Source organism: Mesorhizobium sp. M7D.F.Ca.US.005.01.1.1, from assembly GCF_003952545.1.
GTDB classification, from domain to species: domain Bacteria; phylum Pseudomonadota; class Alphaproteobacteria; order Rhizobiales; family Rhizobiaceae; genus Mesorhizobium; species Mesorhizobium loti.
The window spans coordinates 1,257,517-1,272,946 of record NZ_CP034453.1; the positions used below are offsets into that span (position 1 = coordinate 1,257,517).

19 protein-coding genes are annotated in these 15,430 nt (G+C 62.7%); 15 read left to right on the forward strand and 4 right to left on the reverse strand.

The features are described 5' to 3' along the window. Positions 1-225 precede the first annotated feature (225 nt). From hisB to coaA, 9 genes are all read left to right on the forward strand, one after another. Positions 226-825 carry an imidazoleglycerol-phosphate dehydratase HisB gene (gene hisB / locus EJ076_RS06110; RefSeq protein ID WP_126067268.1) on the forward strand — a complete coding sequence of 200 codons (600 nt, stop codon included), beginning with the start codon at positions 226-228 and terminating at the stop codon, positions 823-825. Between the two features lie 3 nt (positions 826-828). Further along, the gene (locus EJ076_RS06115; protein WP_126067269.1) at positions 829-1,305 is read left to right on the forward strand and encodes a DUF2628 domain-containing protein; all 477 of its coding nucleotides are present in this window, start codon (positions 829-831) and stop codon (positions 1,303-1,305) included. A 1-nt stretch (position 1,306) separates the two neighbouring features. Next, positions 1,307-1,957: an imidazole glycerol phosphate synthase subunit HisH gene (gene hisH, locus EJ076_RS06120; RefSeq protein WP_126067270.1), complete on the forward strand. Its 651-nt coding sequence runs from the start codon at positions 1,307-1,309 to the stop codon at positions 1,955-1,957. A gap of 87 nt (positions 1,958-2,044) precedes the next feature. After that, on the forward strand, positions 2,045-2,335 hold the full coding sequence (locus tag EJ076_RS06125) for a DUF1330 domain-containing protein (RefSeq protein ID WP_126067271.1): 291 nt from the start codon (positions 2,045-2,047) through the stop codon (positions 2,333-2,335). A 4-nt stretch (positions 2,336-2,339) separates the two neighbouring features. Then, positions 2,340-3,089 (forward strand): 1-(5-phosphoribosyl)-5-[(5-phosphoribosylamino)methylideneamino]imidazole-4-carboxamide isomerase, encoded by a 750-nt coding sequence (gene hisA, locus EJ076_RS06130; RefSeq protein ID WP_126067272.1) that lies wholly within the window; start codon positions 2,340-2,342, stop codon positions 3,087-3,089. After that, positions 3,086-3,922 carry an arginase family protein gene (locus tag EJ076_RS06135; RefSeq protein ID WP_126067273.1) on the forward strand — a complete coding sequence of 279 codons (837 nt, stop codon included), beginning with the start codon at positions 3,086-3,088 and terminating at the stop codon, positions 3,920-3,922. Before hisA ends, EJ076_RS06135 begins: the two co-directional genes overlap by 4 nt. After that, positions 3,919-4,713: an imidazole glycerol phosphate synthase subunit HisF gene (gene hisF / locus EJ076_RS06140; protein WP_164548823.1), complete on the forward strand. Its 795-nt coding sequence runs from the start codon at positions 3,919-3,921 to the stop codon at positions 4,711-4,713. Before EJ076_RS06135 ends, hisF begins: the two co-directional genes overlap by 4 nt. An 8-nt stretch (positions 4,714-4,721) precedes the next feature. Then, the gene (locus EJ076_RS06145) at positions 4,722-5,045 is read left to right on the forward strand and encodes a phosphoribosyl-ATP diphosphatase (RefSeq protein WP_126067275.1); all 324 of its coding nucleotides are present in this window, start codon (positions 4,722-4,724) and stop codon (positions 5,043-5,045) included. Between the two features lie 23 nt (positions 5,046-5,068). Next, positions 5,069-6,028, forward strand: coding sequence for a type I pantothenate kinase (gene coaA / locus EJ076_RS06150; RefSeq protein ID WP_126067276.1), 960 nt, complete (start codon positions 5,069-5,071; stop codon positions 6,026-6,028). Here the strand turns inward: coaA and EJ076_RS06155 are convergent. From EJ076_RS06155 to EJ076_RS06170, 4 genes are all read right to left on the reverse strand, one after another. After that, on the reverse strand, positions 6,015-6,644 hold the full coding sequence (locus tag EJ076_RS06155; protein WP_126067277.1) for an alpha-ketoglutarate-dependent dioxygenase AlkB: 630 nt from the start codon (positions 6,642-6,644) through the stop codon (positions 6,015-6,017). The two genes, coaA and EJ076_RS06155, sit on opposite strands and share 14 nt — an antisense overlap. Before the next feature lie 104 nt (positions 6,645-6,748). After that, positions 6,749-7,222 carry a peptidoglycan-binding protein LysM gene (lysM, locus tag EJ076_RS06160; protein WP_109666976.1) on the reverse strand — a complete coding sequence of 158 codons (474 nt, stop codon included), beginning with the start codon at positions 7,220-7,222 and terminating at the stop codon, positions 6,749-6,751. An 89-nt stretch (positions 7,223-7,311) separates the two neighbouring features. Further along, a complete protein-coding gene (gene arfB, locus EJ076_RS06165; RefSeq protein ID WP_109666974.1) occupies positions 7,312-7,749 on the reverse strand; it encodes an alternative ribosome rescue aminoacyl-tRNA hydrolase ArfB in 438 nt (145 codons plus the stop codon). Positions 7,750-7,835: 86 nt separating this feature from the next. After that, positions 7,836-9,446, reverse strand: coding sequence for a phosphoenolpyruvate carboxykinase (locus tag EJ076_RS06170; RefSeq protein ID WP_126067278.1), 1,611 nt, complete (start codon positions 9,444-9,446; stop codon positions 7,836-7,838). Between the two features lie 343 nt (positions 9,447-9,789). On the opposite strand from EJ076_RS06170, the gene EJ076_RS06175 reads away from it, so the two are divergent. The 6 genes from EJ076_RS06175 (at position 9,790) to ahcY (ending at position 15,414) form a co-directional block, all read left to right on the forward strand. Beyond that, on the forward strand, positions 9,790-10,491 hold the full coding sequence (locus tag EJ076_RS06175) for a response regulator transcription factor (protein ID WP_013528337.1): 702 nt from the start codon (positions 9,790-9,792) through the stop codon (positions 10,489-10,491). A 20-nt stretch (positions 10,492-10,511) separates the two neighbouring features. Next, positions 10,512-12,296, forward strand: a complete 1,785-nt coding sequence (locus tag EJ076_RS06180) for a sensor histidine kinase (RefSeq protein WP_109666969.1) — start codon at positions 10,512-10,514, stop codon at positions 12,294-12,296. 201 nt (positions 12,297-12,497) lie between these two features. Further along, positions 12,498-12,959 carry an HPr kinase/phosphorylase gene (locus EJ076_RS06185; protein WP_126067279.1) on the forward strand — a complete coding sequence of 154 codons (462 nt, stop codon included), beginning with the start codon at positions 12,498-12,500 and terminating at the stop codon, positions 12,957-12,959. A 164-nt stretch (positions 12,960-13,123) separates the two neighbouring features. After that, a complete protein-coding gene (locus EJ076_RS06195) occupies positions 13,124-13,525 on the forward strand; it encodes a PTS sugar transporter subunit IIA (protein ID WP_056589309.1) in 402 nt (133 codons plus the stop codon). Beyond that, positions 13,522-13,833, forward strand: a complete 312-nt coding sequence (locus EJ076_RS06200) for an HPr family phosphocarrier protein (RefSeq protein ID WP_126067281.1) — start codon at positions 13,522-13,524, stop codon at positions 13,831-13,833. The genes EJ076_RS06195 and EJ076_RS06200 overlap by 4 nt, the downstream gene beginning before the upstream one ends. A 180-nt stretch (positions 13,834-14,013) precedes the next feature. Beyond that, a complete protein-coding gene (gene ahcY, locus EJ076_RS06205) occupies positions 14,014-15,414 on the forward strand; it encodes an adenosylhomocysteinase (protein WP_126067282.1) in 1,401 nt (466 codons plus the stop codon). The last annotated feature ends 16 nt before the right edge of the window (positions 15,415-15,430 follow it).

A 15,430-nucleotide genomic window follows, 5' to 3' on the forward strand; every position in this document is an offset into this window, starting at 1 on the left:
CGCTATCCCGAAAGGCGATTGGCGCGGTACGAGTAACTTTGATCGGCCATATGTATGCATGGGACCGATGATTGCAAATCGCCTCTCTGGCAAGGCCGATACCGCTGTCAGAGGCAACTGGCAATCGCCGGACCATGCTGCTAGAAGGCTTTCGTTTTCAAGCCTGCGAGCGCTTGAAGCCTCTGAGCCGGTCACGATGTGAACCTCTGGGACAAGGATAGAGTGATGCCGCCCCGTTCCGCCGAAGCAAGCCGCAAGACCAAGGAAACCGACATCTTCGTGTCGGTCCATGTCGACGGCTCCGGCAAGTCGGATATCGCCACCGGCGTCGGCTTCTTCGACCATATGCTGGACCAGCTGTCGCGCCACTCCCTGATCGACATGACGGTCAAGGCGAAGGGCGACCTGCATATCGACGACCACCACACCGTCGAGGACACCGGCATCGCGCTCGGCCAGGCATTGACCAAGGCGCTCGGCGAGCGGCGCGGCATCATGCGCTATGCCTCGATCGACCTTGCCATGGACGAGACGCTGACGCGTGCGGCGATCGACGTATCCGGCCGTCCGTTCCTGGTCTGGAATGTTTCCTTCTCGTCGCCGAAAATCGGCACGTTCGACACCGAACTGGTGCGCGAGTTCTTCCAGGCGCTGGCGCAGAATGCCGGCATCACGCTGCATGTCACCAACCACTATGGCGCCAACAACCACCACATCGCCGAGACCTGCTTCAAGGCGGTGGCGCGTGCGCTGCGCGCGGCTCTCGAACGCGATCCGCGCCAGCCGGACGCGGTTCCTTCCACCAAGGGATCGTTGAAGGGGTAGGCCATGGCCAGCTATGTCGTGATGGAACCGCCCGGCCGCAGCGAGAAGGTCGATGCGACGGCCTTTGTCCGCGATGGCTTCGCCTGGCTCGGTTTTCTGGTGCCGCCACTCTGGTTCGCCTGGCATCGGCTGTGGATCGAAGCAGCACTTGCCTTCGTCATCATGGGCCTGCTTTCTATGCTGGGCCAAAAGCTCGGCCTTGGACTAGCCGGCTCGCTGCTGTCGCTGCTGGTTTCGCTCTACGTCGGCCTGGAAGGCCAGGGGCTGCGCATCGCAGCACTTCGCCGGCGCGGCTGGCACGAATGGGGCGTGGTACAGGCCGGCAGGCTTGACGATGCCGATATTCGCTATGCGCTGGAGTCGGAAACGCTTGCCGATGAGGTCGCGCCGATGCCGCGCATGGTTCCCGATGCTGCCCTTGCGCGCCCTGCGCAGCCGGGCATGGCGCTGGGGCTGACCCACATCCCGGGAAGAAGCTGACATGCGGGTTGCGATCATCGACTACGGCTCGGGCAATCTGCGCTCGGCCACCAAGGCTTTCGAGCGTGCCGCGCGTGAAGCCGGCATATCGGCTGAGATCGACCTGACATCGGATGCCGAACGGGTCCGCACGGCTGACCGTATCGTTCTGCCCGGCGTCGGCGCCTATGCCGACTGCGCGGCCGGCTTGCATGCCGTCGATGGCATGTGGGAAGCGGTCGAAGAGGTGGCCATCTCCAAGGGCCGGCCCTTCCTCGGCATCTGCGTCGGCATGCAGCTGATGTCTGAGCGCGGCCTGGAAAAGACAATTACCAACGGCTTCGGCTGGATATCAGGCGACGTCAAGGAGATCACGCCGGCCGATCCGGCGCTAAAAATCCCGCAGATCGGCTGGAACACGATCGAACTCAAGCGCCAGCATCCGCTGTTTGCCGGCATTCCAACCGGGCCGGGCGGGCTGCACGCCTATTTCGTCCACTCCTACCATCTCGATGCGCGCAAGGCGGACGAAGTCCTGGCGGTCGCCGACTATGGCGGTCCGGTGACGGCGACCGTCGCCCGCGACAATCTCGTCGGCACGCAGTTTCATCCGGAAAAGAGCCAGGCGCTCGGCCTTGCCCTGATCACCAATTTCCTGCGCTGGAGGCCGTAGAGCATGATCCCGAAAAGTGGCCCCCGGTTTTCTCGGACAAACGGTTCCCGTTTGTCCCGAGATCATGCTCAAGCAAAGGGATAAACCATGAGCAAGAAGGGCTACTGGATGGCGATGGTCGATGTGACCGATCCCGAGGTTTACAAGCAGTACATCGAGGCGAATGCCGTCGCCTTTGCCAAATACGGTGCGAAATTCCCCGTGCGCGCCGGGCGCTATGAGAATCCCGAAGGACCAACCGGGAATCGTCATGTCCTGGTGGAGTTCGAATCCTACGACAAGGCGGTCGAATGCTATCATTCGCCGGAATATCAGCATGCCTCGAAATTCCGGCTTGCCGCCTCATCAGGCCATTTCGTCATCGTTGAAGGCGCCTGAACGGATGATCCTTTTCCCCGCCATCGACCTCAAGGACGGCCAATGCGTGCGCCTCAAGCACGGCGACATGGCCACCGCCACCATCTACAATGACGACCCGGCAGCCCAGGCCAAAGCCTTCGAGCAACAGGGCTTCGAATGGCTGCATGTCGTCGACCTCAACGGCGCCTTCCAGGGCCAGAGCGTCAACAGTGCAGCGGTCGGCGCCATCCTCAAGGCGACGAAGAACCCGGTGCAGCTCGGCGGCGGCATCCGCACGCTGGCGCAGATCGAGGACTGGCTCGATCGCGGGCTGGCCCGCGTCATCCTCGGCACGGTGGCGGTGCGCGATCCCGATCTGGTCAAGCAGGCCTGCAAGGCCTTCCCGGGCAAGGTGGCCGTCGGCATCGACGCCAAGGGCGGCAAGGTGGCCGTGGAGGGTTGGGCCGAGGCGTCGAGCCTCGGCGTCATCGAACTGGCGAAGAAATTCGAGGGCGCCGGCGTCACCGCCATCATCTACACCGACATCGACCGCGACGGCGTGCTAACCGGCATCAACTGGGACGCCACCATCGACCTTGCCGATGCCGTCTCGATCCCGGTCATCGCGTCCGGCGGCCTCGCCTCGATCGCCGACATCGTGCGTATGACCATGCCCGACGCGCAAAAGCTCGAAGGCGCGATTTCCGGCCGCGCGCTCTATGACGGCCGCATCGATCCGGCGGAGGCTCTGGCGATCCTGCAAGGCAGGCCAGCGGCGGAGACGCGACCGTGAAAATCTCCATCATCCTGGCCTCCTATGACAGCGGCCACTATCATGGCGGCATGGGCCAGGGTCCGGATGCGCTGATATCAGGCGGTCTCGTCGACGCCCTGACCATGGCCGGCCATGACGTTACGGTGGAAGACATCGGCAGGGTCGGAGACATCCAGGAGCGCGAGATCGCCACCGGCTTTGCCGTCTGCAACGCGGTTGCAGCCGAGGTTCGCCTTGCTCGTGACGCCGGCCGGTTTCCCATCGTCCTTGCCGGAAATTGCCTGACCAGTGCCGGTGCTGTCGCCGGCGAAGCCGCCGATGCGATCATCTGGGCCGACCAACATGGCGACCTCAACACGCCCGAGACATCCGTCTATGGCTTTCTCGATGGCATGGCGCTGGCGACTGTGCTCGGCCTGTGCTGGCGGCCGATGGCGGCGGCAATTCCCGGCTTCAAGCCGATCGATCCGTCGCGCTGTGTGCTCGTCAACGCGCGTGATCTCGATCCGGCGGAAAAACGGCTTCTCGAGACATTGCCGATCGTCCGGACGGAATGTCCCGGGGTAGCCCAGGCGACCGAAAGACTGAAGGTCGCCGGCGCCAAACGCGTGCACATGCATCTTGATCTCGACGTGCACGATCCCCGGGAATTGCAGGCCAACCGCTACGTCACATCAGGCGGGCCGAGCCCGCAACAGTTGCGCGACGCGGCTTGCGCTATCGCGCTTGCGGTGCCGGTCGTCGGCATCACCGTCTCCGCCTACGACCCGGCTTTCGACGGGCAGTCCGATGTTCCGCCGCTGGTCGGCCAGTTGCTGAACGATCTTATCGCCACGATAGAGGGCCGCTGATGCTCAAAGCCCGTGTCATCCCCTGCCTCGACGTCAAGAACGGCCGTGTCGTCAAGGGCGTCAATTTCGTCGATCTCATCGACGCCGGCGATCCGGTCGAGGCGGCCAAGGCCTATGACGCGGCCGGCGCCGATGAGCTCTGCTTCCTCGACATCACCGCTTCGTCCGACAATCGCGAGACTATCTTCGACGTCATCGCCCGCACCGCCGAACAATGCTTCATGCCGCTGACCGTCGGCGGCGGCGTGCGCCAGGTCGCCGACATCAGGAAGCTGCTGCTGGCCGGCGCCGACAAGGTGTCGATCAACACGGCGGCGGTGAAGAACCCGGATTTCGTCGCCGAGGCCGCCGACAAGTTCGGCAACCAGTGCATCGTCGTCGCCATCGACGCCAAGAAAGTGTCTGGGGCCAGCGAGGCGGATCGCTGGGAAATCTTCACCCATGGCGGGCGCGAGAAGACCGGCATCGATGCGGTCGAGTTTGCGCGCCAAATGGTCGATCGCGGCGCCGGCGAGATCCTGCTGACGTCGATGGACCGTGACGGCACCAAGGCCGGCTACGACATCGCGCTGACCCGCGCGATTGCCGATGCGGTGCGCGCGCCGGTGATCGCTTCCGGCGGTGTAGGCACGCTCGATCACATGGTCGAAGGCATTCGCGATGGTCACGCCGGCGCGGTGCTGGCGGCCTCCATCTTCCATTTCGGCACCTACACGATAGCGCAGGCCAAGGCGCATATGGCCGCCGCGGGGCTGCCGATGCGGCTGGACTCCACGAATAATCGGCTCTAAACGGCGCCATGACCGAGTTTTCGCTGTCAGATCTGGAAAAAATCGTCGGGGAACGCGCGCATTCCGGCGACCCGGATTCGTGGACGGCAAAACTGTTCGCGCGCGGCATCGACAAGGCGGCGCAGAAGCTTGGCGAAGAGGCGGTCGAGACCGTGATTGCCGCCGTCAAGGGGGACAAACCGGCCCTCGTTTCGGAAAGTGCCGATCTTATATATCATTGGCTTGTCGTTCTCGGCCTCTCCGGGGTTCCGCTGAGCGACGTGCTTAGGGAACTCGAAGGCCGCACCGGGCGTTCGGGCATCGCCGAGAAGGCGTCACGGCCCAAGGGCTGACCGCGAGGAGGGCAGGTATCTCGATGGATCAGCTCGCGCCAACCGAGAAATATTCCCCCTTTCGTTTCTTCTCCGCCGATCAATGGTCGCAATTCCGTGCCGACACGCCGCTGACGCTGAGCGCGGATGAATTCCGCCGTCTGCGCTCGCTCAACGACCCTGTCGACCTCGAAGAGGTCACGCGCATCTATCTGTCGCTGTCGCGGCTTTTGTCCGCGCATGTCGAAGCGAGCCAGCTGCTGTTTCGGCAACGCCAGGCGTTCTTCAACGCGGTGGACATCGTCAAGACGCCTTTCATCATCGGCATTGCTGGTTCCGTCGCGGTCGGCAAATCGACCACGGCGCGCGTGTTGAAGGAGCTGTTGGCGCGCTGGCCGTCGAGCCCCAAGGTCGATCTCATCACCACCGACGGTTTCCTGCTGCCCAACGAGGTCCTGCGCCGCGAGAACCTGATGGAGCGCAAGGGTTTCCCAGACAGCTACGATGTCGGCGCGCTGCTGCGTTTCCTCTCGGGCATCAAGTCGGCGCTGCCCAATGTCCGCGCGCCGGTCTATTCGCATCTGACCTATGACGTCATTCCCGGCGAGTTCGTCACCATCGACCGGCCCGACATCCTGATCTTCGAAGGCATCAATGTCCTGCAACCCGGCAAGCTGCCGCAGGACGGCAAGATCGTGCCCTTCCTGTCGGACTTCTTCGACTTCGCCATCTATATCGATGCCGACGAGAAGCTGATCCACGAGTGGTATATTTCCCGCTTCATGCGGCTGCGCGAGACCGCCTTCCGCAATCCGGACTCCTTCTTTCACCGCTATTCGCAGCTCTCGGAGGATTCAGCCCGCGCCATCGCCGAAGGCCTGTGGACCAACATCAACCTGAAGAATCTGCGCGAGAACATCCTGCCGACGCGAGCCCGCGCTGACTTGATCCTGCGCAAGGGTGCCGATCACCTGATCGAGGAAGTTGCGCTCAGGAAGCTGTGACGGCCGGCTTCGTCACCCGTCGCAGCGTCAGATTGATCCGCCCGCCATTTTTCAACAGCGCCGAGGTCGAGGGGTAGATTCGATCGACGCCGTGAAAGCTCAGGCGGCCTTCGCCGCCGAGCACCACGATGTCGCCGCTTTGCAGCCTGAACGATTTCGTGGCGCCGTCACGCGTCGTCTGACCGACCCGGAACAGGCAATCGTCGCCCAGCGAGACGGAAACCACCGGCGCCGAAAAGTCGGCCTCGTCACGGTCCTGATGCAGGCCCATTTTTGCGTCCGGCGTATAGAAATTGATCAGGCACGCTTCTGGCGGATTGGGGTAGCCCGAGACCTGCCGCCACAGCTCGAGCAGCGCCTCCGGGATTGGCGGCCATCGCGCTCCGGTCATCGGGTGCGTCGGCTGGTAGCGGTAGCCCTGTTCCTTGTCGGTGACCCAGCCGAGCGGGCCGCAATTGGTCATGCGCACGCTCATCTCCTTGCCCGTGCGCGGCATGGCCGGCACGAACAGCGGCGCCTGCTGCACGATCCCTCTGACCTCTTCGACCAGCGCTTCCTGCACGCTGCGTGACAGGTAGGCCGGCATGTGGCGGACGCCTTTGGGCAGGACGAGCACGGGTTAGGTCACCTCCTGGATGGTTCGGAACCGTAAAATGTCACGATCAAAAGAAAACGGCGACCCGAAAGCCGCCGCTCATGCCTAATTGGCAATCGCCTTGATCAGGCGATATCTGGAATGCGCAGCACCTGGCCTGGATAGATCTTGTCGGGATGGGTCAGCATCGGCTTGTTGGCCTCGAAGATGATCGTGTTCTTCGCACCCTTGCCCTTGCCGTAGCTCTTCTCGGCGATCTTCCAGAGGTTGTCGCCCTTCTGGACGGTGTAGAAGGTTGGCTCCTTGGCCGGGGCAGCGGCCGTGCCGGCCTCTGGTGCGACCTGCAACTCGTCCGCCTGCACCTTGGAGACGCCGAGCGTGTTGCCGACGGCGATGACCGCTTTTTCGAAGATCGACTGATCCTTGACCACACCCTTCAGCACCGCTGTGTCGCCTTTGACGACGACCTCGACACCATCGGTGCCGAGCTTGTGCGAATCAAGTTCCTTCTTGAGCGTGTCGGCAGTGGGTGCGGCTTCTTCGTCGCTACCGATGCCCAGTTTCTTGCCGACGCTCTTGACGAAATCGAACATGCCCATCTTTGGTCTCCCTTGCTGTGGCAATGGTGGAACCTTGCATCTGCGGTTCAAAATGGGAAGCCGTTTTGTGCACGCGATTGGTGTGGTGCTTAATCGTTCTCCACCCGGCCGCGCAGTTTCTTGATCGTGCCGCGTCCGGCCTTGCTCTTCAGCCGTCGCTCCACGGCGCCTTTCGACGGCCGCGTCTTCTTGCGCGGCGGCGGCGGCGGTTCGGCGGCCTTGGCGACCAGTGCCGTAAGCCGTGCCCGAGCGTCCGCCCGGTTCTGTTCCTGGGTGCGGAAGCGGCCCGCTTCGATGACGATGACACCGTCCTTGGTGGCACGCTGGCCGGCAAGCTTGATCGTCCGCTCGCGCACGCGCTCCGACAGGCCCGTTGCGTTGGCCGCGTCGAAGCGCAGCTGCACCGCCGTCGCCACCTTGTTGACATTCTGGCCGCCGGGACCCGACGAGCGGATGAAGTCCTCGTGCAGGTCGCCCGGGTAGATCACCGCATCGCCTGATATGATGATGTTGTCGTCGCTCGCCATGCCGCAGTCATGGCGCGGCGGATCAAAAAAGAAAAGGCCCGATCGAAACCGGGCCTTTCAACGATAGGCCGAGCCCGATCGAGTGACTACTCCGCGGCTTCCTGCATGCGCGGCGCCGCACCCAGCACCACGGCGTCGACATGGCTTTCGAATTTTTCGAAGTTGACGGCGAACATGCCGACCAGTCTTGCCGCCTGCCGGTCATAACCGGCCTTGTCGGCCCAGGTCGATCGCGGGTCGAGGATGGCGCTGTCGACGCCCGGGACAGCCACCGGCACCTCGAAACCGAAATGGGCATCAGTGCGGAACTCGGCCGTCTTCAGCGAGCCGTCGAGTGCGGCGGCAAGCAACGCTCGCGTCGCCTTGATCGGCATGCGCTTGCCGGTGCCGTAGGCGCCGCCGGTCCAGCCGGTATTGACCAGCCAGCAATCGGCATCGTGGCGAGCAATCAGTTCGCGCAGCAGATTGCCGTATTCGGAGGGATGGCGCGGCATGAACGGCGCGCCGAAACAGGTCGAAAACGTCGCTTCGGGCTCGGTTACGCCCTTTTCGGTTCCGGCCACCTTGGCGGTGTAGCCGGAGAGGAAATGATACATCGCCTGCGCCGGGGTCAGCCGCGCAATCGGCGGCATCACGCCGAACGCATCGGCGGTCAGCATGATGATGTTCTTCGGATGACTGGCGCGCCCGGTCTTGCTGGCGTTGGGGATGAAGTCCAGCGGGTAGGCGCAGCGCGTGTTTTCGGTCAGCCGCCCATCGTTGAAATCCGGCACGCCATCAGCGTCGAGCACGACATTTTCCAGAACGGTGCCGAAGCGTTGCGTGGTGGCAAAGATTTCCGGCTCGGCTTCCGCCGACAGCTTGATCGTCTTGGCGTAGCAGCCGCCTTCGAAATTGAAGATGCCGTGCGGCCCCCAGCCATGCTCGTCATCGCCGATCAGCGTGCGCGAGGGATCGGCAGAGAGCGTCGTCTTGCCGGTGCCCGACAGGCCGAAGAAGATGGCGGCGTCGCCGGCCGCACCCTCATTAGCCGAGCAATGCATCGGCATCACGCCTTTCACCGGCAACAGATAGTTGAGCATGGTGAACACCGACTTCTTCATCTCGCCGGCATAGGAGGTGCCGCCGATCAGCACGATCTTGCGCGAAAGATCCACGGCGATCACCGTTTCGGTGCGGCTGCCGTGGCGCGCGGGATCGGCGCGGAAGGACGGCAGGTCGATGATTGTCATGTCAGGCACGAAATGCTCGAGTTCGGCAGCATCCGGTCGGATGAGCAGATTGCGGATGAACAGCGAGTGCCAGGCAAATTCGGTGATCACCCTGGTCGGCAGCTTCAGCTCCGCATCGGCGCCGCCGACCAGATCCTGGACATAAAGATCCATGTCGGCGGCATGCGCCTGGAAATCGGCAAGCAGCGTGTCGAACTGGGCCGGCGAGATCGCCTTGTTGTTGTCCCACCAGATATGCGGTTCTGTGGCGCCATCGCGGACGACGAACTTGTCCTTGGGCGAGCGGCCGGTGTGCTGGCCGGTCTCGGCGACCAGCGCGCCATGTGCGGTCAATCGGGCTTCGCCGCGCCGGATCGATTCCTCATAAAGAGCAGCCGCACCGAAATTATAACGCACCACGCCAGTGGTTTTCAGGCCGATATGATCGATCGCGCAGGCAGAATTGCGTTTGCCGACTTCCGACATGGGTGTCCCTTCTTGGATTTGCCGCATCTTTGCCGGTACGTTTCCGGCATGCCCGCACCGCAGGCTGAGATGGTCAGAACCAGAAAAGCCAAATGATATCAAATCATTAATCGATTTAAATATTTTGAAAGTTGTTTAAATCGTTTATATGTGCAAAAAGTTTCGCGGTTGCCCAAAGGATTGGCGATGTTCGTTCGTCCAATCCATATCGAGGTAGGATTGTGGCCGCCGGCATGCCGCGCGTGACAGCGGACAAGGCCTATGCCACATTTTGTACCTAATTTGTCCTGCAAAAGCCCCTTCTCTACGAAAGAAGGGACAGCTCATGAGGGAGCCGCTTGAAATGGCAACAATCGCGCTTGTCGATGACGACCGCAACATTCTGACATCGGTGTCGATCGCCCTCGAATCCGAGGGGTATCGCGTCGAGACCTACACGGATGGTGCGTCAGCGCTGGAAGGACTGGCGGCCCGCCCGCCGAATCTTGCCATCCTCGACATCAAGATGCCGCGCATGGACGGCATGGAACTGCTGCGCCGGATGCGCCAGAAGTCCGACCTTCCGGTGATCTTCCTGACTTCCAAGGATGACGAGATCGACGAATTGTTCGGCCTCAAGATGGGCGCCGACGACTTCATCCGCAAACCGTTCTCGCAGCGTCTGCTGGTCGAGCGGGTGCGCGCCGTGCTGCGCCGGGCCAGTGCCCGCGAGGCTGCCGCCAAGACACCCAGCCAGCAGGCTCGCTCGCTCGAGCGCGGCCAGCTCGTCATGGACCAGGAACGCCACACCTGCACCTGGAAGGGCGAGCCGGTGACGCTGACCGTCACCGAATTCCTGATCCTGCATTCGCTGGCGCAGCGTCCCGGTGTCGTAAAAAGCCGTGATGCGCTGATGGATTCGGCTTATGATGAACAGGTCTATGTCGACGACCGCACCATCGACAGTCACATCAAGCGGCTGCGCAAGAAGTTCAAGGCTGTCGACGACGACTTCGAGATGATCGAAACCCTTTACGGAGTCGGATACCGGTTCCGCGAAGCGTAAGTAGCAGGGACTGCTATTCGATGGCAGTGGAAGCACAGCGAACAAGACCGGCGGGCGCCTCGAGGCGGCCGTCGCGTATCATGCCGTCCTTCGTGTCGAAGATCACGGTGCCGATGCGCCGCTTCCTCGGCCATCATATCTTTTCCAGCCTGACGCGGCGTATCCTCTTCCTCAACCTTGCCGGCCTTGCCGTCCTGGTGACCGGCATCCTCTATCTCAACACCTTCCGCGACGGGCTGATCGACGCCCGCGTCGAAAGCCTGATGACCCAGGGCGAGATCATCGCCGGTGCCATCGCCGCCTCGGCGACGGTCGAGACGGATTCGATCAGCATCGACCCGGAAAAGCTGCTCGAGCTGCAGGCCGGCGAAAGCCTGGGACCGGGCTCCGACCAACTCGACAATCTCGACTTCCCGATCAACCCGGAGCGCGTCGCGCCGGTGCTGAGAAGGCTGATCTCGCCGACCCGCACGCGTGCTCGCATCTATGACCGCGACGCCAACCTGCTGCTCGATTCACGCCATCTCTATTCGCGCGGCCAGATCCTGCGCTACGACCTGCCGCCGGTCGACGAGGAAGAGCCCGATCTGGTCGAGCGCATCCAGAAATTCGTCTTCGACTTTTTCCGCAACACCGAGTTGCCGGTCTATCACGAGCAGCCGGGCGGCAATGGCGCCGCTTTCCCGGAAGTGGTCAAGGCGCTCACCGGCAGCCCGTCGACCATCGTGCGCATCTCGGAACAGGGCGAGCAGATCGTTTCCGTGGCGGTGCCGATCCAGCGCTTCCGCGCCGTTCTCGGCGTGCTGATGCTGTCGACCGAAGGCGGCGACATCGACAAGATCGTCGCCGCCGAACGCAAGGCCATCCTGCGCGTCTTCGGCATCGCGGCGCTGGTCACCGCCATCCTGTCGATGCTGCTCGCCTCCACCATCGCCAATCCGCTGCGCCGGCTGTCGGCGGCGGCGGTGCGGGTGCGGCGCGGCGTCAAGAGCCGTGAGGAAATCCCCGACTTTTCCGACCGTCAGGACGAGATCGGCAATCTGTCGATCGCCATACGCGACATGACCAACGCGCTCTACGCCCGCATCGAGGCGATCGAAAGCTTTGCGGCCGACGTGTCGCATGAATTGAAGAACCCGCTGACATCGCTGCGCAGCGCGGTGGAGACCTTGCCGCTGGCCAAGAACGACGATTCGCGCGGCCGGCTGATGGACATCATCCAGCACGATGTCAGGCGGCTGGATCGGCTCATCACCGATATTTCCGACGCCTCACGCCTGGACGCCGAACTGGCGCGCGAGGATGCCGGGACGGTCGATTTGAAGAAATTCATCACCGATCTGGTCGCCGTTTCGCGTGAGGCAACGCGCAACAAGAAGGCGGTCGAAATCGAGTTCAAGGTCGCCAAACTGCCGCAGGGCGTCAAAGGCTATGTCGTCGTCGGGCATGATCTGCGCATCGGCCAGGTCATCACCAACCTGATCGAGAACGCCCGTTCCTTCGTTCCCGAGGACCATGGCCACATCACCCTGTCGCTGGCGCGCGCCGGCAAGTTCAACATCGTCACCATCGACGACAATGGTCCCGGCATCCGCGCCGACAACATCGACCGCATCTTCGAACGCTTCTACACCGACCGTCCGGCCGGCGAGGCGTTCGGCCAGAATTCAGGCCTTGGCCTGTCGATATCCAGGCAGATCGTCGAGGCCCATGGCGGCACGTTGACCGCCGAGAACATCCCCGGCACCAAACCCGGCGAGATCAAGGGCGCACGGTTTGTCGTGACATTGCCGGCCGAAGCATGATTCCGAGAAGTGGGAACCGGTTCTCGGACAAGATCATGCTCCGTCCAACAGGCATGATTCCGAGAAGTGGGAACCGGTTCTCGGACAAGATCATGCTCCATCCAACAGGCATGATTCCGAGAAGTGGGAACCGGTTCTCGGACGAACGGTTCCGTTCGTCCAGAGATCATGCTTCATCCAAAAACATGATCGGGCAAGATCGTGCATGATCCAGTTGCGCAGCCTGAAAACATTCACGGAACCGCGATCCTGATCGGCGAGCGCGGCGTCCTTATCACCGGGCCGTCCGGCGCCGGCAAGACGACGCTGGCGCTGACACTCCTGGATCATTGCCGCGCGCGCGGGCTGTTCTCGCGGCTGATCGGCGACGACAGGCTGCTTGCCACGGCCCGAGCCGGGCGACTGGTCTGTCGCGTGCCGGCGACCATCGCCGGTCTCGCCGAAGTGCCTGGGTTCATGCCGCGCCCGCTGCCGTTCGAGCCGGGCGGAGTGATCGACCTGCATGTGAGGCTGGTGCCAAAGGCAGAGATGGCCCGTTTCCAGGAGGAAATCAGCGAGCCGGTCGCAGGCTGCCCAGTGCCGCGTATCGACCTTGCCGAGCGTAACGCCGCCACGGCCTTGCCCGCCGTGATGGCGCGGCTGTCGATCGCGCCTTTTCTATGATCCGCCCCGGCTTTTTTGCTGCAATGCGTCAAAATGGCATGGGCCTGCGCAATTTTGGGCTTGTCAACGGGCCGCGCGTCGACAAGATAGCGCTCCCGCCGCCTGGAATGGCTGGCGAGCATAAAATGCGCCTGTGAAGCGGCGATGACGGGAGCCACCAAAGAATGATCGGACTCGTGCTTGTAACGCACGGTCAACTGGCCGCCGAGTTTCGACATGCCGTGGAACATGTCGTCGGGCCACAAGACAATTTCGAAACCGTGGCGATCGGCGCCGACGACGATATGGAGCAGCGTCGCCGCGACATCGTCGACGCGGTTGCCCGTGTCGACACCGGGACGGGCGTCATCGTGCTGACCGACATGTTCGGCGGCACGCCGTCCAATCTTGCCATTTCGGTGATGGAATCCGGCCGCACCGAAGTGATCGCCGGCATGAACCTGCCGATGCTGATCAAGCTCTCCTCGATCCGTAAGGGCGACAATATGGCCGCTGCGCTCGACGAGGCCCAGGCCGCGGGGCGCAAATACATCAACGTCGCCAGCCAGCTCCTGAGCAGCAAATGAACGCGCTGTCCCCGGAAAAAGGCCAGATCGCCAAGGATCCGATCACTAGGGACTTTCCCATCATCAACCAGCGCGGCCTGCACGCGCGCGCCTCGGCGAAGTTCGTCCAGCTGGCCAGCGGCTTCGACGCCTCGGTGCATGTCGAAAAGGACGGCGTCAAGGTCGGCGGCACCTCGATCATGGGCCTGATGATGCTGGCGGCAAGCCCCGGCTACTCGATCCGCGTCACCGCCAGCGGGCCGGAGGCCCGGCAGGTCATCGACGCGCTGGAACAGTTGGTGGCATCCCGCTTCGGCGAGGAAAGCTGATCCGCTACACCGCCAATGCATGCCCGAGAGACATGCAGGGATAAAGATTTCTTTATATCCCATTGTCGTCTTCGCCTTGATCTGCTAGTCAGGCCGCCTATTCGCGCCCTTCGACGCGCCGACCGGCGCGGGCGCATCCGCAACCAATTCGCAGCACAACATTCGCATCGGAGCACTGCCATGACGGGTAGCAAGGACTATGTGGTCGCCGACATCTCGCTTGCCGGCTGGGGCCGCAAGGAACTCGATATCGCCGAAACCGAAATGCCGGGCCTGATAGCCTGCCGTGAGGAATTCGGTGCCAAGAAGCCGCTCAAGGGCGCGCGCATCACCGGCTCGCTGCACATGACGATCCAGACGGCGGTGCTGATCGAGACACTGAAGGCGCTCGGCGCCGATATCCGCTGGGCCTCCTGCAACATCTTCTCGACCCAGGATCACGCGGCCGCGGCCATCGCCGAAGCCGGCATCCCGGTGTTTGCCGTGAAGGGCGAGTCGCTCGAGGAGTATTGGGACTACACCGACAAGATCTTCCAATGGGCCGACGGCGGCCTCTCCAACATGATCCTCGATGATGGTGGCGACGCCACCATGTACATTCTGATCGGCGCCCGCGCCGAGGCTGGCGAGGACGTGCTGTCCAACCCGCAGAGCGAGGAAGAGGAATATTTCTACGCCCAGGTCAAGAAGCGCCTGAAGGCTTCGCCCGGCTTCTTCACCAAGCAGAAGGCGGCGATCCGCGGCGTCACCGAAGAGACGACCACCGGCGTCAACCGGCTCTACCAGCTGCAGAAGAAGGGCCTGTTGCCCTTCCCCGCCATCAACGTCAACGACTCGGTCACCAAGTCGAAGTTCGACAACAAATATGGCTGCAAGGAATCGCTGGTCGACGGCATCCGCCGTGGCACCGACACGATGATGGCCGGCAAGGTCGCGGTCGTCTGCGGCTATGGCGACGTCGGCAAGGGCTCATCGGCCTCGCTCAAGGGCGCCGGCGCCCGCGTCAAGGTCACCGAGGTCGATCCGATCTGCGCCCTGCAGGCGGCCATGGACGGTTTTGAGGTCGTCACGCTGGAAGATGCGGCACCCACTGCCGACATCGTCATCACCACCACCGGCAACAAGGATGTCGTCACCCTCGACCATATGCGTTCGATGAAGGACATGGTGATCGTCGGCAACATCGGCCACTTCGACAACGAGATCCAGGTGGCGTCGCTGCGCAACCTGAAATGGACCAACGTCAAGCCGCAGGTCGACATGATCACCTTCCCGAACGGCAAGCGGATGATCCTTTTGTCGGAAGGCCGGCTGCTCAATCTCGGCAACGCCACCGGCCACCCGAGCTTCGTCATGTCGGCATCCTTCACCAACCAGGTGCTGGCCCAGATCGAGCTGTACACCAAGCCCGGCCAGTACGAGAATCAGGTCTATGTGCTGCCCAAGCATCTCGACGAAAAGGTCGCGCGCCTGCATCTCGACAAGCTCGGCGCCCGCCTGACCGAATTGTCGGGTGAGCAGGCCGCTTATATCGGCGTCACGCCGCAGGGCCCGTTCAAGCCGGAACACTACCGCTATTAACCAAAGCTAAAATTAC

What these genes read in the sequence shown, in the direction of transcription:
- EJ076_RS06125 (WP_126067271.1), top strand. Translation starts at nt 2,045, where the DNA reads ATGAGCAAGAAGGGCTACTGGATGGCGATGGTCGATGTGACCGATCCC.
- coaA (WP_126067276.1), top strand. Translation starts at nt 5,069, where the DNA reads ATGGATCAGCTCGCGCCAACCGAGAAATATTCCCCCTTTCGTTTCTTC.
- lysM (WP_109666976.1), bottom strand. Translation starts at nt 7,222, where the DNA reads ATGGGCATGTTCGATTTCGTCAAGAGCGTCGGCAAGAAACTGGGCATC.
- hisA (WP_126067272.1), top strand. Translation starts at nt 2,340, where the DNA reads ATGATCCTTTTCCCCGCCATCGACCTCAAGGACGGCCAATGCGTGCGC.
- ahcY (WP_126067282.1), top strand. Translation starts at nt 14,014, where the DNA reads ATGACGGGTAGCAAGGACTATGTGGTCGCCGACATCTCGCTTGCCGGC.
- hisB (WP_126067268.1), top strand. Translation starts at nt 226, where the DNA reads ATGCCGCCCCGTTCCGCCGAAGCAAGCCGCAAGACCAAGGAAACCGAC.
- EJ076_RS06195 (WP_056589309.1), top strand. Translation starts at nt 13,124, where the DNA reads ATGATCGGACTCGTGCTTGTAACGCACGGTCAACTGGCCGCCGAGTTT.
- EJ076_RS06175 (WP_013528337.1), top strand. Translation starts at nt 9,790, where the DNA reads ATGGCAACAATCGCGCTTGTCGATGACGACCGCAACATTCTGACATCG.
- hisH (WP_126067270.1), top strand. Translation starts at nt 1,307, where the DNA reads ATGCGGGTTGCGATCATCGACTACGGCTCGGGCAATCTGCGCTCGGCC.
- EJ076_RS06200 (WP_126067281.1), top strand. Translation starts at nt 13,522, where the DNA reads ATGAACGCGCTGTCCCCGGAAAAAGGCCAGATCGCCAAGGATCCGATC.
- arfB (WP_109666974.1), bottom strand. Translation starts at nt 7,749, where the DNA reads ATGGCGAGCGACGACAACATCATCATATCAGGCGATGCGGTGATCTAC.
- EJ076_RS06145 (WP_126067275.1), top strand. Translation starts at nt 4,722, where the DNA reads ATGACCGAGTTTTCGCTGTCAGATCTGGAAAAAATCGTCGGGGAACGC.
- EJ076_RS06170 (WP_126067278.1), bottom strand. Translation starts at nt 9,446, where the DNA reads ATGTCGGAAGTCGGCAAACGCAATTCTGCCTGCGCGATCGATCATATC.
- EJ076_RS06115 (WP_126067269.1), top strand. Translation starts at nt 829, where the DNA reads ATGGCCAGCTATGTCGTGATGGAACCGCCCGGCCGCAGCGAGAAGGTC.
- EJ076_RS06180 (WP_109666969.1), top strand. Translation starts at nt 10,512, where the DNA reads ATGGCAGTGGAAGCACAGCGAACAAGACCGGCGGGCGCCTCGAGGCGG.